The organism is Aeromonas sp. 61P (assembly GCF_051919545.1).
Lineage (GTDB): Bacteria > Pseudomonadota > Gammaproteobacteria > Enterobacterales > Aeromonadaceae > Aeromonas > Aeromonas veronii.
In genome coordinates, this window is the sequence record NZ_JBQBEL010000001.1 from 2,442,986 (window position 1) to 2,466,592 (window position 23,607).

Annotated in this window: 20 protein-coding genes and 3 pseudogenes; 5 read left to right on the forward strand and 18 right to left on the reverse strand. The window is 61.4% G+C overall.

Annotated elements, in window-relative coordinates:
- Positions 1–40: 40 nt before the first annotated feature.
- A complete protein-coding gene (locus tag ACTG2O_RS11700; protein WP_439975812.1) occupies positions 41–1,087 on the reverse strand; it encodes an FAD:protein FMN transferase in 1,047 nt (348 codons plus the stop codon).
- 335 nt (positions 1,088–1,422) lie between these two features.
- On the opposite strand from ACTG2O_RS11700, the gene azu reads away from it, so the two are divergent.
- Entirely contained in the window at positions 1,423–1,863 is a 441-nt protein-coding gene (gene azu / locus ACTG2O_RS11705) for an azurin (protein ID WP_005337768.1), read from the forward strand.
- Positions 1,864–1,978: 115 nt separating this feature from the next.
- Here the strand turns inward: azu and ACTG2O_RS11710 are convergent, their stop codons facing one another.
- The 14 genes and pseudogenes from ACTG2O_RS11710 to ACTG2O_RS11775 form a co-directional block, all read right to left on the reverse strand.
- Complete coding sequence (locus tag ACTG2O_RS11710; RefSeq protein WP_421351241.1) at positions 1,979–2,536, reverse strand: HutD family protein; 558 nt, start codon at positions 2,534–2,536, stop codon at positions 1,979–1,981.
- Between the two features lie 84 nt (positions 2,537–2,620).
- Positions 2,621–3,280, reverse strand: coding sequence for a YceH family protein (locus ACTG2O_RS11715; RefSeq protein WP_005337766.1), 660 nt, complete (start codon positions 3,278–3,280; stop codon positions 2,621–2,623).
- A gap of 139 nt (positions 3,281–3,419) precedes the next feature.
- The gene (locus ACTG2O_RS11720; protein WP_439975814.1) at positions 3,420–5,558 is read right to left on the reverse strand and encodes a diguanylate cyclase domain-containing protein; all 2,139 of its coding nucleotides are present in this window, start codon (positions 5,556–5,558) and stop codon (positions 3,420–3,422) included.
- Positions 5,555–6,748, reverse strand: coding sequence for a sugar ABC transporter substrate-binding protein (locus ACTG2O_RS11725; protein ID WP_019446623.1), 1,194 nt, complete (start codon positions 6,746–6,748; stop codon positions 5,555–5,557). The genes ACTG2O_RS11720 and ACTG2O_RS11725 overlap by 4 nt, the downstream gene beginning before the upstream one ends.
- Positions 6,749–6,910: 162 nt before the next feature.
- On the reverse strand, positions 6,911–7,126 hold the full coding sequence (locus ACTG2O_RS11730; protein WP_005337763.1) for a YdcH family protein: 216 nt from the start codon (positions 7,124–7,126) through the stop codon (positions 6,911–6,913).
- Positions 7,127–7,402: 276 nt separating this feature from the next.
- Positions 7,403–8,014, reverse strand: coding sequence for a hypothetical protein (locus tag ACTG2O_RS11735; protein ID WP_005337761.1), 612 nt, complete (start codon positions 8,012–8,014; stop codon positions 7,403–7,405).
- Positions 8,011–9,372, reverse strand: a complete 1,362-nt coding sequence (locus ACTG2O_RS11740; RefSeq protein ID WP_019446624.1) for an MATE family efflux transporter — start codon at positions 9,370–9,372, stop codon at positions 8,011–8,013. Before ACTG2O_RS11740 ends, ACTG2O_RS11735 begins: the two co-directional genes overlap by 4 nt.
- Positions 9,373–9,493: 121 nt before the next feature.
- Complete coding sequence (locus ACTG2O_RS11745) at positions 9,494–11,317, reverse strand: SulP family inorganic anion transporter (protein ID WP_005361668.1); 1,824 nt, start codon at positions 11,315–11,317, stop codon at positions 9,494–9,496.
- A 71-nt stretch (positions 11,318–11,388) separates the two neighbouring features.
- Positions 11,389–11,979 (reverse strand): nucleotidyltransferase family protein, encoded by a 591-nt coding sequence (locus ACTG2O_RS11750; RefSeq protein ID WP_019446625.1) that lies wholly within the window; start codon positions 11,977–11,979, stop codon positions 11,389–11,391.
- Positions 11,966–12,226, reverse strand: a complete 261-nt coding sequence (locus tag ACTG2O_RS11755) for a GNAT family N-acetyltransferase (RefSeq protein ID WP_005337747.1) — start codon at positions 12,224–12,226, stop codon at positions 11,966–11,968. Before ACTG2O_RS11755 ends, ACTG2O_RS11750 begins: the two co-directional genes overlap by 14 nt.
- Positions 12,227–12,429: 203 nt before the next feature.
- Positions 12,430–13,614 (reverse strand): iron-containing alcohol dehydrogenase, encoded by a 1,185-nt coding sequence (locus ACTG2O_RS11760; RefSeq protein WP_439975817.1) that lies wholly within the window; start codon positions 13,612–13,614, stop codon positions 12,430–12,432.
- 17 nt (positions 13,615–13,631) lie between these two features.
- The gene (locus ACTG2O_RS11765) at positions 13,632–14,150 is read right to left on the reverse strand and encodes a hypothetical protein (protein WP_439975818.1); all 519 of its coding nucleotides are present in this window, start codon (positions 14,148–14,150) and stop codon (positions 13,632–13,634) included.
- A pseudogene (locus tag ACTG2O_RS11770) lies at positions 14,131–14,720 on the reverse strand (TetR/AcrR family transcriptional regulator). The gene ACTG2O_RS11765 and the pseudogene ACTG2O_RS11770 overlap by 20 nt, the downstream one beginning before the upstream one ends.
- Positions 14,721–14,731: 11 nt before the next feature.
- Complete coding sequence (locus tag ACTG2O_RS11775; RefSeq protein ID WP_439975820.1) at positions 14,732–16,177, reverse strand: coniferyl aldehyde dehydrogenase; 1,446 nt, start codon at positions 16,175–16,177, stop codon at positions 14,732–14,734.
- Positions 16,178–16,389: 212 nt separating this feature from the next.
- Between ACTG2O_RS11775 and ACTG2O_RS11780 the strand changes: the two genes are divergently transcribed.
- From ACTG2O_RS11780 to ACTG2O_RS11790, 3 genes and pseudogenes are all read left to right on the forward strand, one after another.
- Positions 16,390–16,683, forward strand: a complete 294-nt coding sequence (locus ACTG2O_RS11780; protein ID WP_005353197.1) for a hypothetical protein — start codon at positions 16,390–16,392, stop codon at positions 16,681–16,683.
- Between the two features lie 223 nt (positions 16,684–16,906).
- Positions 16,907–17,874, forward strand: a pseudogene (locus ACTG2O_RS11785) (nucleoside hydrolase).
- 106 nt (positions 17,875–17,980) lie between these two features.
- A complete protein-coding gene (locus tag ACTG2O_RS11790; protein ID WP_005353195.1) occupies positions 17,981–18,316 on the forward strand; it encodes a DUF3634 family protein in 336 nt (111 codons plus the stop codon).
- Positions 18,317–18,403: 87 nt separating this feature from the next.
- Here ACTG2O_RS11790 and ACTG2O_RS11795 read toward each other — a convergent pair whose 3' ends face one another.
- Both ACTG2O_RS11795 and ACTG2O_RS11800 read right to left on the reverse strand, forming a co-directional pair.
- The gene (locus ACTG2O_RS11795; RefSeq protein WP_439975822.1) at positions 18,404–19,609 is read right to left on the reverse strand and encodes a c-type cytochrome; all 1,206 of its coding nucleotides are present in this window, start codon (positions 19,607–19,609) and stop codon (positions 18,404–18,406) included.
- Positions 19,606–21,530, reverse strand: a pseudogene (locus tag ACTG2O_RS11800) (NAD(P)-binding protein). Before ACTG2O_RS11800 ends, ACTG2O_RS11795 begins: the two are co-directional and overlap by 4 nt.
- A gap of 366 nt (positions 21,531–21,896) precedes the next feature.
- Between ACTG2O_RS11800 and ACTG2O_RS11805 the strand changes: the two are divergent.
- On the forward strand, positions 21,897–22,271 hold the full coding sequence (locus tag ACTG2O_RS11805) for a DUF805 domain-containing protein (protein ID WP_005337730.1): 375 nt from the start codon (positions 21,897–21,899) through the stop codon (positions 22,269–22,271).
- Between the two features lie 82 nt (positions 22,272–22,353).
- On the opposite strand, the gene ACTG2O_RS11810 is transcribed toward ACTG2O_RS11805, so the two are convergent.
- On the reverse strand, positions 22,354–23,457 hold the full coding sequence (locus tag ACTG2O_RS11810) for an ElyC/SanA/YdcF family protein (protein ID WP_439975824.1): 1,104 nt from the start codon (positions 23,455–23,457) through the stop codon (positions 22,354–22,356).
- Positions 23,458–23,607: the final 150 nt, after the last annotated feature.

Consider the following 23,607-nt stretch of genomic DNA (forward strand, 5'->3'; position numbering starts at 1 on the left):
ATGAGTGAAAGAAAAAGGCCCTGTTGCCAGGGCCTTGAACTCAATGTTTTTTCTCTGCCAGATAGGGAGCAAATTGCGGCGTGTACTCGGCTTTGAACCCCTGTTCGGTCTTGATGATGAGATAGACCGCCAGCTGGTGTTGTTTGGCAAATGCCAACCCCGCTTCAGGCCCCATCACCATCAGGGCAGTATCGAGGGCATCGGCCTCCAGCGCGGTCGGGGTGATGACGCTGGCGGAGACCAACTTGTGGGTGACCGGCTGGCCGGTGGCGGGATCGATGATATGGGAGTAACGCTGGCCATCCAGCTCGTAGTAGTTGCGATAGCTGCCCGCGGTGCTGAGCGCCATGCCGTTGGGGATGACGATATCGGAAAACGCTCCCGGCTGATCGGAGGGTTCGACGATGGCTACTTTCCATGGCGAGCCCTTGCTGTTGTTGCCCTTGCTGCGCACCGCACCGGCCACTTCGATCAGGTAGTTGTGTACCCCCTTGCCCTCGAGCAGGGCGGCGATTTCATCCGATGCCGCCCCTTCGCCAAGGGTGGAGAGGTCGAGATAGAGATCCGGGATCGTTTTTTCGAGCAGGAAGTGATCCCCTTGCGGGGTCAGGGTCAGCTTGTCGATGCCCACCTTGTGGCGGGCGGCGGCGATGGCTGCCTCATCGGGCCGCTTGACTGGCCGTTTGTCCGGGCCAAAGCCCCATAGATTGACCAGAGGCCCCACGGTCACATCCAGCTTGCCGTCGGTCAGCTTACCGGCATCCATCCCCTGCTGGACTATGATGGCCATGGCGGGCGGGATGGCAAACGGGGTATTGGCGGGCCCCTGATTGAAACGGGAGATGAGCGAGCCCGGATCGTAGGTGGAGATCTCCTTGTTCATCCGGGCCAGCAGGCTCTCAACATCGCTTTTGAGGGCGGGCTTCCCACCGGGGTAGCTATCGCTCAGGGTCACCACATAGTAGGTGCCCATGGTCTTGCCCTGAATACGGGTCTGGGCAGGCGGGGTGGGCTGGCAGCCGGCCAGCGCCAGCAGCAGGGTCAGCAGCAGGCCGCGCAGGGCCGCCACGGGGGTTATCGCAATCATCCGGCGCTCTCATCTGGAGAAGGTTCATATCGGGGCGCTAGCTTAGCCAAGGGGCGCCCGCCGGGCGACCCCTGATGGGGGCAATCGGAGGGAAAAGGGCAGAAAAAATTAAACAGTTTTGAACCTGTGACTGCCGAGCGCCGTATCGTCCATCCGTGAGGGAGAGAGTGGCGAGTAGATCACCGTCTGGTGACCTGGCCCGCAGCTTTGGCCAAAAGCCATAGCCGATTGAAGACAATTGAGTAAAATGAAGGTCGATTTAGACGGCATCTTTGCGAAGCGTTCATCGCATCCGCCAAGTCGTTGCCATCCATTGCCAATCAAAGGAGAAGATGATGAAAAAGGCGATTACCCTGCTGTTTCTGAGTACCCTGGCTGCCCCCGTGCTGGCGGATGAGTGTGCACTGGTCATCGAAGGCAATGATGCCATGCAGTACAACCTCAAAGAGATGAGCGTGCCGGCCACCTGCAAGGAGGTGACGGTCACCCTGAACCACACCGGCAAGCTGCCTGTGACCGCCATGGGCCACAACTGGGTGCTGGCCAGCACCGCCGACTATCAGACCGTGGCGACTGCCGGGATGAGCGCCGGGGCCGAGAACGGCTATCTGCCCAAGGATGATCCCCGTGTGCTGGCTCACACCAAGCTGATCGGCGGCGGCGAGAGCAGCAGCGTGACCTTCAAGACCGACGGTCTGGCGGGTAAGGATCTCACTTTCTTCTGCTCCTTCCCCGGCCACTTCGCCATGATGAAGGGCTCCTTCAAGGTCAACTAAGGCGGTTACCGGCATCGAGCCGGTCGCCTGAATAGAAAAAGCCGGGATTGCCCGGCTTTTTCATCTCTGCTGTCTGTGTGTGGCCTGGCATGACTGCACACCGACGACTTTTGCGCTATTTGGCCTGCAGGGTAAAGAAGGCGATGGAGGTCTTCTTCTGGCATTCGAAGTGAATGCTCTCTTCACCGGTCACCACCAGCGTCTCGTTGATGGCTACCTCTTTGCCCTGCACGGCCAGCTGGCCGCTCAGCAGGTGACAGAGGTAGGTCTTCTCTGGCTCGAGGGTAAGGGTCAGCGGGAAGGGGAGGTTCAGCACTCGCACGTTGGCGCTGATGCGATCCGGATGGTAGATAAGCCCCAGATCGGTCACCTCTTTTTTCAGCAACTCGCAGTGGGTCTCCTCATCGCCGCTAAAGTGCGCCGCCTCGAAGGTGGCGTAGGGGTGGCCGTTGAGCACAAAGCCTGCCCCGCTCACCGGCAGCAAAATGCGCTGATAGCCGGGAAAGGGGGAGAAGGGACCCGCGCTCTTGATGGGGGCCGAGCTCAGTCGATAGTCAAAGTCGAGTTTGGCAAGGCTGCTCCCCTTCGGGGAGATGAGGATCTGGCTGGTGGTGCCCTGCTGGTTTTTCCAGGGCATCTTCTGGTGGTCTGACTCTTTAATCAGGGAGATCACGGGCACGTCCTCACGATGAAAAACGCAGGGAGCCGGGGACATCAGCCCCGGCTCCATGATAGAGAGTGGCGATGGTAAAGGCGATCAGCCCTGACCATCCAGTGCTGCCAGCCGCGCTTCCATGGCGGCGAGACGGCTCTTGAGCTCGCTCACTTCCAGCTCCAGCTCGCTCAGACGGTCGGCGGCAGGGGAGGCATAGGCCGCGGCGGGAGCGGCATCCATCATCGCCTGAATATCCACCTCCCCGCTAAACAGGTGGGCGTAGCGGGATTCGCGCTTGCCCGGCTCGCGCGGCAGCTTGACCACGTAGGGGCCACGCTCGATGAGTTGGGTCAGCACCGCATCCACCTCGGTGACATCATCGAAGCTGCAGAGGCGGTTGGTGCGCGAGCGCAGCTCCCCAGGGGTTTGCGGGCCGCGCAGCAGCAGTTCGCAGACGATGCCAAGCTCCTGGGCACTGAATTTCAGCTCGCCAAATTCGGTGTTGCAGAATCTGTGCTGATAGCGGGGCACCCGGGCGTTGAAGCCGGCGGTGTTGACCACTAGCCGCTTGCGGATCAGCTCGTCCACCACGGCGCGGATATCGAGCTCGGAGAGCTCCAGCACCGGCTCGCGGTTGCTCTTCTGGTTGCAAGCGTTGACCAGTGCATTAAGGGAGAGGGGATATTGATCCGGGGTGCAGATCTCTTTTTCAATCAGACAGCCGATGACGCGGGCTTCCAGCGGGCCAAGTACTAACTCCATTTCCTACTCCCTTCCAAATCGAGACATCAAGAGCCCCTATCTTAGTCATGGTCCGCGCCGCGTCTAGCGTTGCGCGCCATTTTTGCGAGCTGATCAGGGCGTTGGCGAAAGGCTCGCCAACGCCACAGACCTCCGCTTTTTATCGCTGCCCCTGATAGAAGCGCGCCTTATTGGCATACATGGCGTCGTCAGCCACCCGGCTCAGCTCCGCCAGGGGGGTCTGGTCGCTACTGCTCCAGCCGATGGCAAAACGCAGCGGGAAGCTGTGCTCCCCATGCTGCACGATGGCGTGCTGCTGGCTTGCCTCAAGTCTACCTGCCAGCAGCTGGCTGGCGAGGTGGTCCGCCTCCGCCAGCAGCACGAACTCGTCGCCGCCGATACGGAAAATCTTCTCATCCTGACGGCAGAGGGTGCGCAGTTGGCGAGCCATCTGGATCAGCAGGGCGTCGCCCGCCTCGTGCCCATACTGGTCGTTAGTGCGCTTGAGGCCGTTGAGGTCGAGCATGAAGAGGGCGAGGTGACGCTCCGGATGGCGCGCCAGCACTGCTTGATAGTGGTGGAAGGCCTCTTCGAACGCCTGCCGGTTGGGCAGCCCGGTGAGGTTGTCGGTGCGGGCGACCCGCGCCAGCTCGTCGGTGAAGAGGCGCCCCTCGATGCCCACAGCCAACTGCTTGGCAAACAGCCGCAAGATGGCCCTGTCTTCGGACTCCAGCCCTTCGGCGCTCACCATCAGATAGCCAAACAGCACGCCGCTTTGGCTGCCGGGCAGGGTCATGATCTTCCAGAGTGCGTTGTCCCACTGGCATTCGGAGTGTTTGACCTCCTCATCCATCAGTTGAGCCAGTTTCTCCTGCAGGGCATCCCGCAAGGGGGCATCGACCCCCTGGGTCAGGGAGTAGTGAGGCTGGCCATCGCGGCGGATCACCAGCCCCCAGCGGTGGCCGGGATAGAGCTGCGAGAGTTGCAGCAGGGCGGAGCTGGCCAGCTCGGCAATATCGATATCCAGCTGCTGGTGCAGACCGAACTGCAACCAGGATTGCAGGATATGGCGGCTGCGCTCCTCCCGGCTCAGGGCCGAGCGCAGAGCGGTCGTTTGCGAGGCAACCTCTTGTTCCAGTTCGTCGTTGAAGCCGAGCAGCCGCTGGTTGAAGGCCTCTTTCTCGCTATTGGCCTGCTGCAGCTGTTCATTTTGCTGATAGAGCGCCCGCACCTGATCCGAGATGGTGCTGGCCATCTCTTGCAGCAGCTGGCGCACCTCGTCGTACTCCACAAAGCGCAGCGGCGCCTGCCGTTGCTGGTAATTGCCCTTGCCATAGCTGCGCACCAGCGCGGCCAGCGAGCGCAGCGGTCGGGTGAGCCAGCGGGTGAGCCAGACGCAGCCGATGGCTACCAGCAGCAACATGACGGCGATGCTGACGGTCAGCAGCTGTTGGGATTTGTTGAGCTCGCTGACCCTGTCATTGCTGTAGCTGTAGAGGGTGATGGTGGGGGTGATCTCCTGCTCCAGTTGGGGCCAGCCAATGGCCAGGGGCTGCGCCATCTTGCTTGGATCCCTGTCATCCATGGCGTTGGCGCTCTGGTGAGCCCCTTCATAAAGACGGTTCTCGCCCTGGGAGATCACCAGATATTCGCTCCCCTTGAGATAGGGTTCCAGCAACTGGGCCATCTGCCGCCAGGGGAGAATGGCCATCACGAAGCCGGAAGGGGTCTGCATCACCCCAGCGCGCTGGTGGTTGCGATAGATGGGGGCCACCAGCGCCAGCCCGCCGCTGCGGTTTTGCTCCATGTCGTCGACCAGTACGGGATCATTGACGGGGAGCAGCAGATGCTTGCCCTGTTTCGCCTCGCGGGTCTTGCCCCAGGCCATCAGCTGCGGCATCAGGTTGCTCGTCTCGAGGTGGGAGGCCTGGCCATTGATGTACTCCACCACCAACCCCTTGTCATCGATGAGGTAGGCCGAGGTGATCAGGCTGTTGGATTTGACAAAGGTGGCCAGCGCCAGCCGGGCATGGCTGGAGAAGAGAAAGTTGTCGAGGGCCTGATGGAGTACCCGATCCTGGCTGAGCTGATTGAGCTGGGTGCCGATCAGCTCGCTGCGAAAGCGGGCCTCGCGGGTCATGCTGGTGAGGGCCCGCTCCAACTGCGATTGCTCGCTCTGGGCGATGATCTGGTGCTGGCGGATCAGCAACACAGTGCTGGCCAGCAGCGCCGGCAGCAGGGCGACGGTGAACAGGATGATGATGAGGGTCGGTCCAAGCCGAAAGGTGCGATGTTTCATGGTGCTTTGACCTGCCGGTACTGCTGATCGGCCAGCTGCTGCATATAGCGGGCGGTGTCGGCGGCACTGATCCCCTCTTTAAAGCGCTCGAACCCTTTCTCCATCGCTTGCCAGGCGATGGACATGGCGCTGTCGGAGGGCATGGGGGTACTGAGGGTGAACTGTTCCAGCAGCACTTTTTCCTGAGGCGTGGGACGGCGGCTGATGGCGGTAAAAGCCTGCTGATTGACCGGCAGCAGCGCTCCCTGATGATAGATGAACTGCTGAATATCCTGACGCTGGATAAAGGCCATCAGTGCCTTGATGACGGGTTGCCGATCCTCATCATCCATCGCCCAGCGGGAGGCTCCCATTACGTAGGCGCCGCTCATGGAGTGCATGGGATGGCTTTGCCAGCGGGGCAGCAGGGCGACACCCAGCTTATCCCCCATGTTCTTCACCAGATCGTTGAAGGCCCAGTCCCCATTGATGAGGTAGGCGCTCTTGCCCTCATTGAAGCGGGCGAGGGCGGTGTCATAGTCGCACTCGGGATCGACCCACTGTTCGCTGACGACGGTGCGGTAGGCCTCCAGCGCCTGCACCATGGCCGGGCTGTCGAGGGTGATGTGCCCTTCGGTCACCGGCGAGCCGCCAAAGGTGTGTAAAAAGGCGGCGAAGTAGTACATGTCGTGATAGGGCCAGCTGACGGGGTAGACCCCCTTGGCCTTGAGGGCCGGGGTGATAGCAGTCAGTTGCTGCCATTGGGTCACCGGAGTCGAGACCAGCGCCTTGTTGTAAAACAGCATCAGATGGTTGCCCTGCATCATGGGCATGCCCCAGCGTTGCCTATCCAGGGTGACATAACGCAAGGCGCTGGCCATCAGCGCGGGGGAAAACCACTCGGCCGGGAGGGTGGCGAGGGTCATCTGGCGATAGAGGCCGATAAAATCGGAGGGGATCAGCATCAGGTCGGGCAGCCCCCTGGCCTGAGCTGCCAGCAGGAGATCCGCCTTGATCTTGCCCGGCTCAATCTGGGTGACCCGCACTCTGTGGTTCCCCTCCTGATTGAAGCGGGCGATCACGTCGTCGATCACGTAACCGGCTTGCTGGGAGTGCCACAGCTCCAGTTCAGGCTCCTGAGCCTGCAGGGGGTGGCTCAATGTGAACAGGCAAAGCAGCAAGAGATGATAAAAAGATCGTTTTTTGCTCATGTTATCATCACCGTTATTCCCTGAATTCCAAGGAAAAAATGTAACAAACTACCAGCAAGATCGGTAGGCTCGGGTGTCAACTAATTGACTGAAACAACAAAAAGCCCGGCGCGTGGGCCGGGCTGGGGGATAAATTGCTTATCCGCATATTCTTCGAGGCATCTATTGTGGATGTTGTTTGAGGATGTCGTATATCTCCTCTTTCAGTTTGAGTTTCTGTTTTTTCAGATCTCTCACCTCGGCGCTATAGTCGCTGGCGTGATGCTTTTCCAACTTTCTAATCTCCGCATCCAGGTCGTTGTGCAAGTCAAACTTCTTCTGGAAATGGACATCACTGCTCTTCAGTTTCGAGATGAGTTCTCTGTACTCTGGGAACATGTAATGGAGCCTCCTTGGTTTCGTTTGATTGTGCCTGTAAGACCAAAGCTACCCCTTAGTGCCGGGGATAAATGTGATCCTGATCGGATTTGGGGGCAATGATTTGGAGTATTCGGCGGGATATTTATAACTTGTTGAATCAAAACAAGATAAGTGATTTGTCAATCTGAATGGCGAGCCAAACTGTGCGACAAGTCACAACAGGGGCTGTGTTGGCGTGAGGGGGCAGGATCAAAAAAGGGGCCGAGTGGCCCCTTTTTATGGATGCAGGCAACGTTACTCTTTCTCTTCGTCCGCCTGCTCTTTTTTCTTTTTCTTCTCGGGCAGCGGCTTGCCGTCGCGGTGGATCACCTTGCCCGCCTCAAAGCCAATCTGGGCCGCCAGCTCCTCCAGATCCGCCGACTTGGCCTGATCTCCGATGGCGTAGCGATAGTTGGCGATGGAGAGTTTGTCAGCCACCGGCGTGCCCGGGACGATAGGCTCGCGCCAGCCCTGGCCGATGTGGGCCACCAGGGTGCCGTTCATCAACAGCTCGCCGACGATCTCCTGGGTCGGATTGCCCTTGCCGTAGGTGAGACCCTGCGGGTGCTTCTTGCCGACCAGTGGTTCGTTGCTGGCGGGTATCAGCTTGGTGCGGATCAGCCACTTGGGCTTTTTGGTGTTGCCCACCGCCTTGCCGGTCTGGTACTCGTTGATCTTGATGGTCTTGATCATCTGGGCCATGAAGTCCTTGGTCAGCGCCTTCTGGGCGTCGCTGGTTTCATCGATGGCGATGGGGGCCACATACCAGGTCTGGGTGGCTTGAGCCTTGGGAGCGGCAGGGGCAGTTTGCGCCATGGCCAGGGGGCTGAGCAGGATGGCAGCCAGCAAGAGTCCTATCTTCTTCATTGTGATTCCGCTTTTGTTTCAACAAGAATTTTGTTTTGCCAGCGACGACTGCGCCAGCGCCAGAACATGGCCAGACCGCGCACCCACTCGTCGCAGGCCAGCGCCAGCCAGATACCGACCAGTCCATAACCCTGCATGATACCGAGGAAATAGGAGAGTGGCACGGCAATTCCCCACATGGATAGCAACGCCATGTAGAGGGGGAAACGGGCATCCCCGGTGGCCCGCAGGGCATTGATCACCACCAGATTGAAGGTGCGGCCGGGCTCGAGGATAAGGCTGATAAGAAACAGTTGCGCCACCTGGGTAATGATGTCGGCATCATCGGTAAAGAGGCTGATGATGGTGCGGCCATTGAGGGCCGCCGCTACGGCGATGACGCAGGTGACTGCCAGCCCTAGCTTGAGGCTTTTGAGCAGTTGCTGATAGGCGCGATCGAACTGTCTTGCTCCCGCCAGATGGCCGATGATGATCTCGTTGCCAAGGCCGATGGAGAGGCCAAACAGCAGGATAAACAGGCAGATCTGAAAGAAGTAGGATTGGGTCGCCAGCGCCTTGTCACCCAGCAGTCCGACAAAGGCTGTCACCACCATAAACTGCAGCATCCAGGAGAGGTTCTCCCCTGCCGCCGGCAGGCCGATATGGAGTACCTTGCCCAGCATCTCCCAGCTGGGGTGGACGATATCGCGCACCACCAGTCGAATGCCGGTCTTGCGGGCTACCAGCCACACCAGCAGCACCACGCCGATCAGGCGGCCCGCGACCGTGCTGATGGCGACACCGGCGACGCCAAGCTGGGGCAGGCCGAACCAGCCGTAGAGCAGCAGCAGGTTGCCGACGAAGGTGATGAGGTTGACGATCAGGGTCACATACATCGCCTGACGGGTGTGGCCGTGAGCGCGCAGGGTGGCTGCCAGACAGAGGGCTGCCGCTTCCGGCAACAGGCAGAGACCGATGATCTGCAAGTAAAGCGTCCCGTCGCTCATCAGGTTGGCAGGCAGGTTCATCAGCGCCAGCATGGTGCTGGCGCCTGCCATCACGCCGATGGCGGCCACCAGACCGATCAGCAGGTTGAAGCCGATAGCGGTGTGGATCACCACCCGACTCTTCTCCCGATCGCCTGCCCCCAGATACTGGGTGATCACCACGCTGGTACCGATGCTGACGAAGCTGAACAATGTGATGGCGAGATCGAACACCTGATTGCCGACCGCCAGCGCCGCCACTCCCTGATAGGAGACGTGACCCACCATGAAGGTGTTGAGGGCACCGGTCAGAAAGTGCAGGGCGAGATCGATAAAGAGCGGCCAGGTCAGCGCAAATAGCGTGCCCGGGCCTGCGTGGGATTGAGATTGCATGGCATGTCCAACAGCTGGGAGGGCACGGGGGAGTGCCCTCTGGGGGCGCATTTAACACCAAGGCCAAGGCCGGTGCAATCCTTGTGCAGGATTGCACCGGCCAGGGGAGCAGGCCAAGGGATCAGGCAGGCGTGGCGCCCGCCTCCTGTTCGCTTGGCAGGGTGAGGCGAGCCGAGTCGGGCAGGGCATCATCCTGCGGCCAATTCGAGCGGATGGCATCAGTGGTGCTCTCCACCACCGCATCATCCTTGAACACCGGCTCGCGATAGCAGCGGGTCAGGCGCAGCGCCTGATACATGTCGGGGCAGAGGATGATCCCTTCATCGCCCACCCGCACGCCCGCCTGCTTTAGCCAGTGGGTCATCTGGCCGTGGCGACCCGCCATCACCATATGGATGCCGCGCCGTTTCAGCTCCTTGTGCAGCTCCCCCACCATGCTCATCACGCTGATGTCCTGATGGGTGAAGCAGGCGACCGCATCGATCACCAGGCACTTGGGGGCTCGGGGATCCTGCACCAGCAGGGCCAGCACCCGGCGCTTGAAGTAGGGAGCGTTGAAGTAGGTGAGCGGCGAGTTGAAGCGATAGACCAGAATACCCGGGATCGCCTTGGCCTGTTCGTTGTCCCCCAGGGTACGCACTACCCCCTCGTCATCCATGCCGAGCAGCTGGTCGGTGGGGCGCATCACATTGCGCAGGAACTGGAACAGCCCCAGCAAGACGGCAAGGGTGATCCCCGGGATCACCCCCATAGTGAGCACGCTGATAAAGGTGACCAGCGCCAGCCAGAAGGCGGAGCGATCGGAGTTACGCAGCGCCCACAGTCCGCGAAAGTCGGTGAGCGAGAGTGAGGCCATTACCAGCACCACCCCGAGGGCGGCGGTCGGGATGTATTTGAGCGGCGCCGTCAGATAGAAGGTGATGAGGGCGATCACTGCTGCGGCGATGATGGAGACCAACTGGCTCTTGCCGCCGTTGGCGTCGTTGACCGCGGTGCGCGAATCCGCGCCGCTGATGGCAAAACCCTGGGAGACTGCGGAGGCGAGGTTGGCCATGCCAAGGGCCCGAAACTCCTTGTCCGCGTCGATTTCGTAACCGTTTTTGGCTGCAAAGCTGCGAGCGGTCAGCATCATGGAGACGAAGCTCACCATGGCGAGGTTAAGGGCGGGCAGCACCAGCTCCCGCATCAGGCCGGGAGGAAATTCCGGCATCTGGAAGGCGGGCAGGCCGGAGCCCACCGTCCCCAGGGTAGCGATATCAAACTGGCCGAGATTAAAGCCCCACACCAGCGCAGCGGTCACCACCATGGCCACCATGGAGGAGGGCCATGCAGGTTTGTAGCGCTTGGCCAGCAGCAGGGTGAGCAGGGCTACCAGACTCATGGCCAGGGTCGGCAGATGGGTCTGGGTGATATAGGTGGCCCCGCTGGCGATCCGCTCGATGAGGTAACGTTCGCTGAAAGTGAAACCGAAGATCTTGGAGAGCTGGCCCACCATGATGGTGATGGCCACACCATTGAGCAGCCCCATCAGGATGGGTCGGGAGAGAAAGTCCGCCAGCACTCCCAGCTTGAAGCGGCTGGCAATCAGGCACCAGAAGCCGGTCATGGCGGTCATGGTCATCACCAGTTGCCAGTGACGGGTGGGGTCGCCTGCGGCCAGCGGCGTCACCACGGCGGCGATGACCGCACAGGTGGCGGCATCAGGGCCGACGATCAGCTGGCGGGAGGTGCCAAACAGGGCATAGACCAGCATGGGCAGGATGCAGGAGTAGAGACCGACGATGGCACCCACCCCGGCAAGCTCGGCATAGGCGATGGCGACGGGCAGCGCCACGGCCGCCACCGAGAGTCCGGCGCGAAGATCTGGCATCAACCAGGCGCGCTGGTAATGCAGCAGGGCGGCGAGGCCCGGTAGCCAGCGTTCGAGAGAGAAGAAGTCGCGCATTATTTAACCCATTGAGTTACAACCAGCTTTTCCCCTAGTGTGCCCAAGGTTATCGAAAGATTGCAATCAGGTTATGGCCAGTTTACCTGAAGGTCAGGCCAGATAGCCTGCCAGCGTTTCTCCTTGATGCGCTGGGTAAAAATCTGTTTGTCCTGGCGACATCTGGGGTTGGCACTCACTTGCAGCGACCAGTTGATGGCAAAGCCGTAGGGGGCGAGCCACTCGAACTCGCCATCTCGGGTGAGGCGTACGCCGATGCAGGTGGGCACCTCGACCCAGTGGCTGAGCGCCTCAAGGCTGCTGGCAAACGGCGCTACCAGCTGGCGAGTGTGCATGCGAGCCTGATTGCGCACTTCCCACTGCAGATCCGGCAGCCGCTTTGCCAGCCAGGCTTCATGCGTTACCTCGGCCAGCCCTTGCGGGTCGCTTTTATCGAGATAGATAAGGTCGATATCGTTGAGCGGGGTGGGCACCGCCTTGTGGTGAAGGTGATCCCAGATGAGGTTGCGGATAAAACCGGCCCCCAGCGCCCAGTCGGGCAGATTGAGCTCAGCCGCGGCTTGCAGGCAGGCCATCCGCTGCGGATCGGCCCGCAGCAGGGCTTCTGTTTTGGCTTGGAATTGCTGTTCGAGGGCGGAGTTCAGAGGTTCAGTTGTTGGCATTGCGGCGTAACCAGACATCAATGTAGCGGCAGCTCGGCACTATAGTGAGCCCCTCCGCCTGAGTCCAGTTGAAGAAGGCGCGCGCCAGCTGATCGGCAATCCCCTGCACCCGCAGCTCGGGGGGCACGAAGGTGCTGTAGGCGTCGATAGTCTTGGCATCGAGCCGCCGGTAGCGCAGTCTCGACTCTTTCCCCTCCACCATACAGATGAACTGCTGCTGGTTGGCCTGATGGATGATGTCGCTCATGGTGGGCACCTCTGGCATAAAGTTGGGTCTCTCGGCACAACATAACTGTTAGCCAAGGTATAGAACAGATAATGAGAGCCCGTGGTCAATATCATCCCCCTTTGACAGAGGGCGCATCGATATCGCGATGTAGATCAAGGTGCCCGATGGTGAGTCGGGCACCGCGTTAGTGTCAGCACAAGAGTGTTGGCAAAGGGGAGGGATCAGGTCCAGGCACGCTCCAGCAGGGTGAGTAACTGCTCACGGTCGGCATCCTTGCGATTGAACAGCATGGCGCCGTCGTTGACCGCCAGATCCCGTATCTCCCCGAGCAGCGAGCGATCGCTCACCCCCGCCTCGCTCATGGTGCGCGGCAGCTTGACCGCCTGCCAGAGGGTATCGCGCAGGGTACGGATGGCGGTGATGGTCGCCTCGGCCCGCAGGTGGGCCGGGGTGGCGGCAAAGCGCTCGGCTCCCACCAGCGGCAGCAGCAGGCGGGCCAACTCGTTATCCACCTCGGGGCGGTTGTAGTCGAGCACGGTAGGCAGGAAGAGGTTCATGCACAGGCCGTGGGGCAGATGGCAGCGCGCCCCCAGACTGTGGCCGAGGGCATGCACCAGCCCCACCATGGAGTTGGAGAATGCCATGCCAGCCAGCGTGGAGCCTTCCGCCAATTGCAGCCGCAACTGCTTGTTTTGCGGATCCTTGAGGATGAGAGGCAGGGCATTGGCTATCTTCTCTACCGCCATCAGGGCCAGCGCATCGCTCACCGGGTTTTTGGCGGTGCCGATAAAGGCCTCAATGGCATGGGTCATGGCATCCATGGCGGTGGCGGCGGTGATGTTGAGGGGCAATCCCTGAGTCAGACGCGGGTCTAGCACCGCCAGCTGCGGCAGCAGGAAGGGGGAGGTGAAGGGCACCTTGCGCCCGCTCGCCTCATCCTTGATCACCGCCACCAGCGTTACCTCGGAACCGGTACCCGCTGTGGTGGGCACCACCGCCAGCGGCTTGAGAGGACGGGTGAGGCAGCCCGCACCCGAGTAGTCGAGCAGGTGTTCACCGCCCATGGATGCCAGGATATTGGCCGCCTTGGCGGTGTCGATGACCGAGCCGCCCCCCAGCGCCACCAGACTGTCGCAATCGAGCTCGGCGTAGCGTTTGGCGATCCGCTCCACCACGGCGGTGGAGGAGTCGGCCGGGATCTCGTCCCAAATGGCGGCGACCGGCAGCTCCCCCTCGGCCAGTACATTGGCCAGCAGGGTGGCAAGACCGGTGGCATTGACCCCCTTGTCGGTCAGCAGCAGCGGGCGGCGAGCACCAAGGCTTGCCAGCTCGCTGGCCAGCTGCTCCAGCGCCTGTTCACCGGCCAGCAGTTTGACCGGACAGAAAAAATCGTAATAGCGGCTCATATCAAGGCTCCTTGCGCTCAGCCGGTTACCAGACCCAGATAGATATTGCAGGCACGGCCAAGCTTGTTGCGCTGGGCCGGATAGTGGCGCAGCAGCGGCCGCGCGATAAAGGCGGGCAGGATCAGGGACTGCAACTGCTCAAGCCCCCGCACCAGATGCATGGCGGTGGTCAGATCCCCCTCCACCAGCAGCCGGTTTTCACTGAACGCCTGATTGACCCCGAGCCGAAAGCTCAGGGCGCGAAACGCGATATTGGGGTGCTTGAAGCGTACCCGCAGCGGATGGATGGTGGCATGGGGTGCAGCCGGCGTGCCGGGATACCAGCGCCCTCCTTCTTTATGCATGTTCATGGCGTAATCAAGCCCCTCCACCTCAAGGCGAATGGCCAGGCCATCCGGCAAGGGGGCCAGTTCGCGGCGCACCGCCTCGTCGATACGGGCGGCGCGGCAGAGGGTACGGCCCACCACCCAGAGCAGAGTGGTGATCCAGAGGCGGCGGCCCAGTGCGGCCAGAGATTCAACGGTCGGAGTTGTCATAGGGGTTGGCTCCTGAGATGGCTGACCAGAAGAGGGCAAAGGCACTGGCTTGCCAGTGGGCATCCTGCCCAAGCTCGGGTTGATCGACAAAGAGTGATGCGCAGGCGAGGAACTGCCCCTGACACACCTCCAGCAACAGCGGCGCGGGGGCCTGCATCAGCTCGCCGCTGGCCTGCCCTTTTACCAGCAGGGCGGGCAGAAAGCGCAGAGTGTCATTCAAGATCTGGCTGCGGGCCGGGCGGGCCAGCAGGGGGGAGTGAAAGAAACCCAGCACGAATTTGAGCTCATTGGGGTTAGCCTGCATCCACTCCATCGCCTGCTGCCAGTAGTGGTGGATCTGCTCGCGCAGTTCCAGATCGGGATCGGCTTCGCTGATGGCAGCGCCCATCCGGGTCTTCACATCCTGATAAAGCTGGAGGATCAGTGCCTCCTTGCTCGGGAAGTGGTGGAACAGGGTGCCGTTGGCGACCCCGGCCGCCTTGGCAATGCGGGCGGTAGCTGCCCCTGCAGACCATCTTCGGCGCAGAGGGCGAGGGCGGCATCCAGAATTTGGCGGCGCTTGTCGGTCATGGCGGGCTCCGTCAACGCAGGAAGAAAGCCATCATCAGCTTCTGGATCCAGCTGTTGTAGGGCGGATGGATCAGGGAGCCGGTGGTGAACTTGCCGCGGGTCAGCACGGTTTTCGCCTTGGAGAAGGTGAGAAAGCCCTCGTGCCCGTGGTAGTGGCCCATGCCAGAGGCGCCGATGCCGCCAAACGGCACATCATCGGCCGCCACCTGGAACAGGCTCTCGTTGATGGCCATGCCGCCGGAGTGGGTCTCCCGGGTCACCCGCGCCTGCAGCCCGGGATCGAAGCTCATCAGGTAGAGAGCCAGCGGGCGGGGACGTTCGGCGATATAGGCGAGCGCCTCCTCCAGGGTGTCGTAGGGGATAAGCGGCAGCAGCGGGCCGAAGATCTCCTGCTGTATCACCTGACAGTGGCCCGGCACTCCGGTCAGCAGATGCGGGGCCAGGAGGCGGCGCTGATCATCCCGCGCCGGAGTGGCGCACGGGTGGAGCTGGGCTCCCGCCTGTTTGGCCTCATCGAGCCAGCTGACCAGCCGCTGATACTGGCGATCGTTGATGATGGCGCCGTAGTCAGCACTATTGAGCCCCTGCGGGTAGAGCTTGGCAAAGTGGTTGCGATAGGCGGCGATAAAGTTCTCCACCTCGCTGCGGGGCAGCAGCACATAGTCGGGGGCGACGCAGATCTGGCCGGCATTGAGGCTCTTGCCGAAGATCATCCGCTCGATGGCGGTCTCAACCGGCATGTCGGGGGCGATGAGGCAAGGGCTCTTGCCACCCAGCTCAAGGGTGAGAGGGGTGAGCTGGGGCGCGGCGGCGGCCATCACCAGCTTGCCAACCATGGTGGAGCCGGTGAACAGCAAGTGATCGAAGGGGAGCGAGCTGAATGCGGCCGCCATCTGGGCATCCCCCTCGATGACGGCGATCTCGTCCTCATTGAAGGTGGTGGTGAGCAGGGCTCGCAGTACGGCGTTGGTATGGGGAGTGAACTCGGAAAGCTTCAGCATCGCCCGGTTACCTGCCGCGATGGCGGTGATGAGCGGGCCAAGGCTCAGCATCACCGGAAAGTTCCACGGCACGATAATGCCGACCACCCCGAGCGGCTGGAAGTGTACCTCCACTTTGGCGGGGGCGAGCAGCAGACCGGCATGGCGACGATGGGGCTGCATCCAGCGCTTGAGCCGCTTCTGGGTGTAGTTGATCTGCATGATGCAGGGGAGAATGTCGGCGATTTGGCTGTCGTAGTGGCTGCGCTGGCCATAATCCTGCGCCAGCGCCTTGCACAGCGGCCCCTTGTGGGCGAGCAACGCCTGCTTGAGTTTGGTCAGCTGCGCCCGGCGCTCGGCCAGGGTTGGCATGGGGTGAGCCAGACTCGCCCGCTTGAGCCGCGCCAGCTGATCCGGCAGGGACAATTTGATGGCGAGGATATCCTCAGGAGTGTGTTGAAGCTGCGCCGCACCCATGTTGTTCTCCGCATGAAAAATGACCGACTGATTAGTCGGTCTAAATCTAGCTGTTTGTTACCGGAATGTAAAGCTGGCAAGCTGTCTGCCGTTCACCACGAGCCAGACGCAAGAGAGAACTGTGTGTCTCCCCACACTTTTGTGGTTTGCTCGTTGGTGGCTTATCTAATAAGGGGTAGTTTTTGGCTATTAACCTACACGGAGAGAGCACTATGACCAGGGAACTGAACAGCTTGTTGGCCCGGCTTGAAGATGTGGTTGAGCGGATGCCGGATTGCTTCAACACCTACGAATTCGCCCAGAAGCTGGCATTGCAATATCAGCCGGAATTCTTTGCCGCGGGCCACTCTCTGGCCGAGCACGAGGGCAAGGTACTGCGGGTGCTGCACCAGAAGATCGCCGAGGCGCTGGCGGGCAGCGAGATGGTGATTGAAGGGGCGCTGCTCCCCTGCGTCACCCCCTGGGGGGAGAAGGCGACCTCACCGCGCTGGCATCGCAAGCACTGAGGGGCGTAGTCAGGCAGATCACTGTCAGATAGCAGATAACGAACAACGATAAAAGGCGCGGCGCTGGCAACAGGGCCGCGCCGTTTTTTGTGCAGATTGTCGCCAGCAGCGCCCCCGCTGCCGGGAGCAAAGGCCCGCTCTGTGATCCCATGCCGGGATATGGGGGCGTCAGCCGGGTAGACTCTCCCTTTTGTCGCAGGGTTTGTCACCGTAGGAATTTCTCATGACCCATAAAATCATTCTGGATACCGATCCGGGTATCGACGATGCCATGGCCATCCTGTTTGCCGAGGCCCACCCCGCCATCGAGCTGCTCGCCATCACCACTGTTTTTGGTAACGCCACCATCGATAATGGCACCCGCAACGCCCTCTGGCTCAAGCAGAAGTACGGCATGAAGGCGGATGTGGCCAAAGGCGCTGCCGCCCCGCTGCTGCGCGAGCCGGTCGGCCCCACCACCATAGTCCACGGCCCGAGCGGCTTTGGCGACATGGAGGCGGGGGAGGTGACTATCGCTCCGGATCCCCGCCCCGCATGGCAATATATTGTCGAGGCGGTGAAAGCCGCGCCGGGGGAGATCACCCTCGTCACTATCGGCCCGCTGACCAATCTGGCGCGGCGCTACAACAGGCGCCCGAGATTGTCTCTCTGGTGAAACAGGTGGTAGTGATGGGCGGCGCCTTTGGCGTCAACTGCCATCGCGGCAACGTTACCCCTTATGCCGAGGCCAATATCCACGACGATCCCGATGCCGCCGACCGGGTCTTTACCGCCGACTGGCCGGTGGTGATCATCGGGCTTGATGTGACCCAGCAGAGCTTCTTCAGCAGCGCCTATCTGGATGAGCTCAGGGACAAGGCGGGGGAGCCGGGCCGCTTCCTGTGGGATGTCAGCCGCTTCTATCTGCGCTTCTACTCCGAGAAGCTGGGGCTCTCCGGTTGCCACGTTCACGACCCGTCCGCCATCGCCTATGTCATTGACCCGACCCTCTTTACCCTGCGCGAAGGGCCGGTGCGGGTTATCACCAGCGGCCCGGCCATCGGCCACACCCTGCAAAAGTTCGATGGCAAGCGCCATTCCCACGATGACTGGGCAGCCTATCGCCCGCAGCAGGTCGGGGTGGCGGTGCGCGATGAAGCCTTGCTGGCGCTCTATCGCGAGACGCTGGTGGGCTGGGGCAAGGATTGCTGAGCAAAGGGGCGCTATTGTGCTGACGCGGGGGCTGTGATCGGCGCCAAACAATCGGAACGCACGGCCGCTTATACTGCCTTATATCAAGAGCTTGGGAGGGATGAAGATGGCCTGGATTTCCTTGATAGTGGCGATAGCCCTGATCTGGTGGTTGATGAAGCTGGGGCGTGGTGCCCTGTTCGAAATCCGCCTTGCCCCCGGCAAGGTAGTGGTCAAGCAGGGCAAGGTGTCACCCGCCTTTATTGAGCATGCCAAGCAGATCCTGCGCCACGACACGGTGCGCGGTCGCATTGTGGGGCAGCGCGATGGCGATGGCGTCAAGCTGATCTTCTCCCGCTCCATCCCCGAGCCGGTGGCCCAGCGTTTTCGCAATATCTTCCCCTATGGCGATTACCGCCAGCCAACGGCGCCGCTGCCGGGGCCCAAATCCCGCAAGGGATAAGCACCGGAACGTGGTTCATCAATAGCAAACGGGCCTCCAGTGGAGGCCCGTTTTTATGGCACTTGGCCAAGAGAGAGCCGACAGCCCTTACTCTTTACCGTGCAGCTCGCGCTGGGCCTTGACCGACGCCGCCTTGACGGCGGTGCCTTCATTGCCCCAGGAGGCGCGCAGGGTGTTGACCAGCTCGGCGAGCCGCTCGTCATCCATGGTCCAGCCATAGCCCGGCATGTGGTAACCCAGATGGCCATGGGTGACCGGTGTTTCGGCGCCGTGCAGCAGCACATTGATCAGGCTTGACGGATCGCTCGCCAGCACGGTGCGGTTGTTGACCAGCGAGGGGATGACGTGGTCATTGCCCTGGCCGTTGACCCCGTGACAGGTGGAGCAGTACATGGCGTAGTCCGCCTTGCCGCTGGCACTGGCGTAGGCACGGGCCCCTTTCTCCGCCATCGGCTCATCTTTCAGATCGGTGAGATAGGTGGCGATGCTGGCCAGATCGGCGTCGCTGAAATACTGGCTGCTGTGAGTGATCACTTCCCCCATGGGGCCCGCGACCGCTTCATGCTGGCTGCGGCCGGTTTTCAGCAGGTCGATCAGCGCCTGCTTGCTGTAACGGCTGCCGCGAATGTCGGGGGCATACCAGCCATCCAGCGCCGCACCGTTCAGGTAGACGGGATCCGCCTCGGTCAGCGCTTTCTCCTGCATGCCAAGCCCGCGCGGAGTGTGGCAGCTGCCGCAGTGGCCGGCACCCTGCACCAGATAGGCGCCGCGGTTCCACTCTTCGCTCTTGCCCGCCACCGGGGTGAAGCGGCTGTCATCGTGGTAGATCCAGTTCCAGCCCATCAGCGGCCAGCGCATGTTGAGGGGCCAGGGGATGTCACTTTCCTTGTTGGCGATGGCCAGCGGTTGCACCTCCTTCATCAGGTAGTTATAGAGATCTTCGAGATCCTTATCGCTCATCTTGGCGTAGGCGGTGTAGGGCATGGCCGGATAGAGCCGATGACCATCGCGGGCTACCCCTTCGCGCATCACCTTGATGAACTCCGGCAGGCTGTAGTTGCCGATACCGTGGGTCTTGTCCGGGGTAATGTTGGTGGCAAATACGGTACCGATGGGGGTCGGGAACCCTTTGCCGCCCGCGAGCGGCTTGCTGGTCTCGCTGGTGTGACAGGCGGCGCAATCGCCGAGCTTGGCCACGTATTCCCCCGCCGACATGGCGGGGGCTGCGTTGGCGGCAAGGGCGGGCAGAGCCAGCAGCAGGGCGCTGGCGGTCAGTGACAGGGCGCGGCTCATTGGGCACCTCCCTTGCTCATGGCTACCAGCTCGTTGACGGCGCGCCACGCTTCGTCGATGGCGGCGTGAGCGTAGGGGCTCCAGCCTGCATCCGAGTTGGCGATGGTGATGTTGCCGATCGGCTGGCGACCCAGTTCAATCCATTTTTCGCACTGCGCTTCGTCATCAAACAGGGTGTTGGTGACATAGGAGTAACCGTGAGACCAGCGGTTGACCGTGATGGCGAGGATGTCCTGCTCATGGTTGAAACCGGCGCTGCCGAGCATCCCCTGCAACTGCTCGCGGATCATCTGCTCATGCTGCTCGAACGGCATGCCGAGGATCATGGCGCGCCCCTTGCGGGACTGTTCGCGGGCCGAGAGGCCGCTGCCCGGCAGGGTCGGTACATAGACCATGTGCAGGCACATCGGCTGATCCGGGCTCTTGGGATGCTCGTAGCCACCCATGCTGACCGGATAGTCGAGCTTGACCCGGCTGTAGGGTGCGGCGGGGGAGTAGACCTCGTGTACCCCCAGCTTGACGAAGGCTTGCCAGTTCTTGAGCACCACCTTGGTGTAGACCAGCGGCGCCTTGGCATTCTGGCGCAGCGCCTCCTTCTGGGGCTCCGGCATCTCGGGCACCATGTAGGGGATCATCATGTTGTAGCCAGCCATGATCGACTGCTTGGCCCGCACCCGGTGCAGTTTCCCCTCCTTGATGTAGGTGACATCCACCGCCAGCTTGCCGTCGGCGATGCGCACGTTTTTGGCCTGCAACGCCGTGCTGCCAAGGCGCAGTTGCACCTTGTGCTCAGGCAGGTCGAGTTTGCCATAGTCAAATTTGGCCAGCACCACATCCTGCATGGTGTGACCCGGCGCCACCTGCGGAATGAGCTTGCGTACCATCAGGCGGGTGAGACCGGCGTTGCCATCGGGGAAGTGGAAGATGTAGGGGTCGTCCAGCTCTGCCTGCTCCTCGGCATCCAGCGGCGTCAGATTGAGGCCGTCGAACCCCGGCAAGGCGCAGAGGCGCGCATCGGCGCAGGCGGTGGCGTCGATGCCGACCGCCTGGAAGTCGTTGGTGCGCTGCTGGAAGTAAGTGATCGCCCGCTCGCTGAGACCCACTTTATCGCGCAGGAAGGTGGTGTAGCTGTTGCGAGTCACCCACTCATCCTGCTGCTCGCGGGTCATGCCGCTCAGGTAGTCGATCTTCATTCGTGCAGGGCCAACAGGGCGGCCTTGTCGGCATCATCGAGGGGGAAGTCACCGATAAATTCTGCCAGCGGCCGGCCGTTCAGGCGATCGCGCGGGATATCGTCCGCCACGTTGTGGCCCGGATCCCCGTTCACTATCTTGTTGACGCCAAAGTGATTCTCGTCGAAATAGACGCCGCGGCTGAGCCCCAGATCCGGATAGAAGGTCTGCTGGAAACCGGCGGCCAGCTCGTCGATGTTGACCTCCAGCGCCTTGAGCAGACCGAGTGCCACCGGGCTGTAGACCGAACGCGGTGATTGCAGGGACTCACTGCCGCCGTAACCCAGACGCAGGCCATCGGGGGTGGTGAACTCGTTGCGCTTGGCGTGGCCGCCGAAGTCGTCGTGGTTGTCGAGTAGAAGGATCTTTTTATCCGCGCCGAGCAGTTGCTGATAGAAGCAGGCGGCGGCCAGACCGCTGATCCCGGCGCCGACGATCACCAGATCGTACTCCCCCTCAAGGGGAATATTGGCAAAGTCATACTGCTTGCCGTCACGGGCGATGCTGTGGGCCGGTTCGAAAGAGCCCGGGTGATTACCGCGCAGGCCGGTGAGGGCGGGCGGGTAGGCCAGGGTTTTATCCGCCAGCGCGCTGCCGCCTTCGGCAGCCTTGAGCAGGTTGATGGGGGCGACGCCTGCCGCAATGGTGATGGCGACGCCATTGAGAAAATCTCTGCGTGTAATACTCATGGCTATCCCTGTGTTAGGAGAAGTAATGAATAAGTGGATTCATTATGGGAGGGAGACACAGATCCTGTTCAGGATTGGGCGCCGAATCTACCGCTATCCTCACGCTGAGTCCATACGATTGCTAATGGATTATTAAGCACCATTTTCCTGCTTGTGACGAGAGTGATGCGCTGATGGGGGTGATTTGCCCTGTTGCAGGGCAAATTATCTTCCGGCTCGGTCAGTCAATGATTGCCGCAGCTGATTAGTTTGGGAGACGTTCGGGCATCATTGTCGACTCGGGGGGATGATCGCGCTAAGCTCTTAACTACTTGTTTTATCGACTCTCTTTTTATTCATAGGCATAAAGGCCACTCAGGAGGCGCAATGAACTGGTATATCTCGGTCCTCAAGCAATATGCGGTATTCAGCGGGCGGGCCCGTCGCACCGAATACTGGATGTTCGTGCTGTGCAACGTCATCGTTATGCTGCTGCTCGGCATGGTGGACAAGCTGATTGGCGGTGACAATGAGTTGATCAGCTCCATCTATTCGCTGGCGGTGCTGCTGCCATCGCTGGCGGTGGCGGCCCGTCGCCTGCACGATACCGACCGCAGCGCTTGGTGGCTGCTGCTCGGGCTTATCCCCATTATCGGCACCCTGGTGCTTATCTACTTTATGGTTTGCAACGGTCAGCAGGGGCCAAACCGCTTCGGTGATGATCCCAAAGCGGCCCCCTCGCAGGGCTTTATCGTCAGCTAACGGGCGCGGCTTGGCCAATCATCGGTCAATAAAAAGAGAGGGAGGCATCACGCCTCCCTCTCTTTTTCGTGTTGATGGCCTATCAACGCTCAATCAGCGGGGCGGAGCGGTAGCTCCACATGCCGTAGGTGCGCAGGGCGTCGCGGTAGATGCCGAGCAGCTCGCTCTCGCTCGGGGTGGCCAGCTCCTCGAGGGGCTTGTCAGGGTAGCTGACGCTCGCCACCTTGAGGTTGGCTGGGCCAATCTGGTCGCAGGCGATTTCCAGCACCGTCTGACCGCGGCGCACATGGCTGGCTGAGCTCACCAGCACCGCATAGTCAATCTGGTGGCGTGCGAGGGCATAGGCGCTGTAGAGGGCGTTATCCACCGTGCTGGTGGCGTAGTTCTCTTCAATCAGGCGGCTGCGGTCGATGCCGTGGTTGGCCAGCCAGTCAGCCATCAGCTTGCCCTCGGTCTGGCGATTCTGCGGCACGCCGCCGGTCAGGATGAGCAGCGCTTCCGGGTCGGCTTTGGCCAGCTCAAGGGTGGTTTGCAGGCGGCCCAGCAGGATCTTGTCCATGCTGCCGTCGGGATTGAGAGCGTAGCCCAGGGTGACGATGGCGCGCTTGCCCTCCTGGGTAGCCTTGACCTGATCCCCGGTCAGTTCGGTCTGCAGCGGGGCGGCGGTGATCCGCTGTACCCGGGCGATGATCTCCTCCAGATCGGCGGCGCGGCCACTGTTGCGATCCGCCACTTTCGCCAGATAGCTGCGGGAAGCCTCCTTGTTACCCTTCACCAACTGCCAGATGGCGAGATAGCTGTTGATGTCGAGATCATCGGGGGCGACGGCCTGCGCCTGCTCCAGCAAGGTGATGGCGCGGCTCAGGTTGCCGTTGTAGATCTGGGCGTTGGCCGCCGAGATGAGCAGGTCGGTGCGGTAGGGTTCAAGCTGGTAGGCGGCCAGCAGCCGCTCGGTCACCAGCTCCATATTGCTCGGCATCTTGGCGGTAAAACCGGCGTGGGAGATCTTGGCTGGCGACTTGTAGATCTGCAGCGCTTCGCCGAGCAGCATGTCCACCGCCTGCCGTTTGCTGACCAGGGTATTGAGGTCGTGCTCCATTTGCATCGAGCTCTCGGCCGCTTGCAGGGCGAGGGGCGAGAGCGCCAGCAGGCCGCCGAGGGTGAGGGCAAGAAGGGTCTGTTTCATCAAAAGGTCCTCTGTCGGGCTGAATCGCGCCGTGGGCTCCGGTTTGTGGGCCGATGCGACGAGGCAAATGTGCGTCAATTCAGTCTGTTAGTGCCAAATAGAGGGCAATATACCAGTTAACGGTGCGGCAAACTGTGAGTCGGGGCGAGT

Bases quoted from the DNA above. Each gene is read 5' to 3' on its own strand.
- ACTG2O_RS11745 (WP_005361668.1), bottom strand. From the start codon at position 11,317: ATGCGCGACTTCTTCTCTCTCGAACGCTGGCTACCGGGCCTCGCCGCC.
- ACTG2O_RS11750 (WP_019446625.1), bottom strand. From the start codon at position 11,979: ATGCCAACAACTGAACCTCTGAACTCCGCCCTCGAACAGCAATTCCAA.
- ACTG2O_RS11760 (WP_439975817.1), bottom strand. From the start codon at position 13,614: ATGAGCCGCTATTACGATTTTTTCTGTCCGGTCAAACTGCTGGCCGGT.
- ACTG2O_RS11780 (WP_005353197.1), top strand. From the start codon at position 16,390: ATGACCAGGGAACTGAACAGCTTGTTGGCCCGGCTTGAAGATGTGGTT.
- ACTG2O_RS11715 (WP_005337766.1), bottom strand. From the start codon at position 3,280: ATGGAGTTAGTACTTGGCCCGCTGGAAGCCCGCGTCATCGGCTGTCTG.
- ACTG2O_RS11700 (WP_439975812.1), bottom strand. From the start codon at position 1,087: ATGATTGCGATAACCCCCGTGGCGGCCCTGCGCGGCCTGCTGCTGACC.
- ACTG2O_RS11775 (WP_439975820.1), bottom strand. From the start codon at position 16,177: ATGGGTGCGGCGCAGCTTCAACACACTCCTGAGGATATCCTCGCCATC.
- ACTG2O_RS11810 (WP_439975824.1), bottom strand. From the start codon at position 23,457: ATGAAACAGACCCTTCTTGCCCTCACCCTCGGCGGCCTGCTGGCGCTC.
- ACTG2O_RS11790 (WP_005353195.1), top strand. From the start codon at position 17,981: ATGGCCTGGATTTCCTTGATAGTGGCGATAGCCCTGATCTGGTGGTTG.
- ACTG2O_RS11755 (WP_005337747.1), bottom strand. From the start codon at position 12,226: ATGAGCGACATCATCCATCAGGCCAACCAGCAGCAGTTCATCTGTATG.
- ACTG2O_RS11725 (WP_019446623.1), bottom strand. From the start codon at position 6,748: ATGAGCAAAAAACGATCTTTTTATCATCTCTTGCTGCTTTGCCTGTTC.
- ACTG2O_RS11720 (WP_439975814.1), bottom strand. From the start codon at position 5,558: ATGAAACATCGCACCTTTCGGCTTGGACCGACCCTCATCATCATCCTG.
- ACTG2O_RS11740 (WP_019446624.1), bottom strand. From the start codon at position 9,372: ATGCAATCTCAATCCCACGCAGGCCCGGGCACGCTATTTGCGCTGACC.
- ACTG2O_RS11730 (WP_005337763.1), bottom strand. From the start codon at position 7,126: ATGTTCCCAGAGTACAGAGAACTCATCTCGAAACTGAAGAGCAGTGAT.
- ACTG2O_RS11805 (WP_005337730.1), top strand. From the start codon at position 21,897: ATGAACTGGTATATCTCGGTCCTCAAGCAATATGCGGTATTCAGCGGG.
- ACTG2O_RS11735 (WP_005337761.1), bottom strand. From the start codon at position 8,014: ATGAAGAAGATAGGACTCTTGCTGGCTGCCATCCTGCTCAGCCCCCTG.
- ACTG2O_RS11765 (WP_439975818.1), bottom strand. From the start codon at position 14,150: ATGACAACTCCGACCGTTGAATCTCTGGCCGCACTGGGCCGCCGCCTC.
- azu (WP_005337768.1), top strand. From the start codon at position 1,423: ATGAAAAAGGCGATTACCCTGCTGTTTCTGAGTACCCTGGCTGCCCCC.
- ACTG2O_RS11795 (WP_439975822.1), bottom strand. From the start codon at position 19,609: ATGAGCCGCGCCCTGTCACTGACCGCCAGCGCCCTGCTGCTGGCTCTG.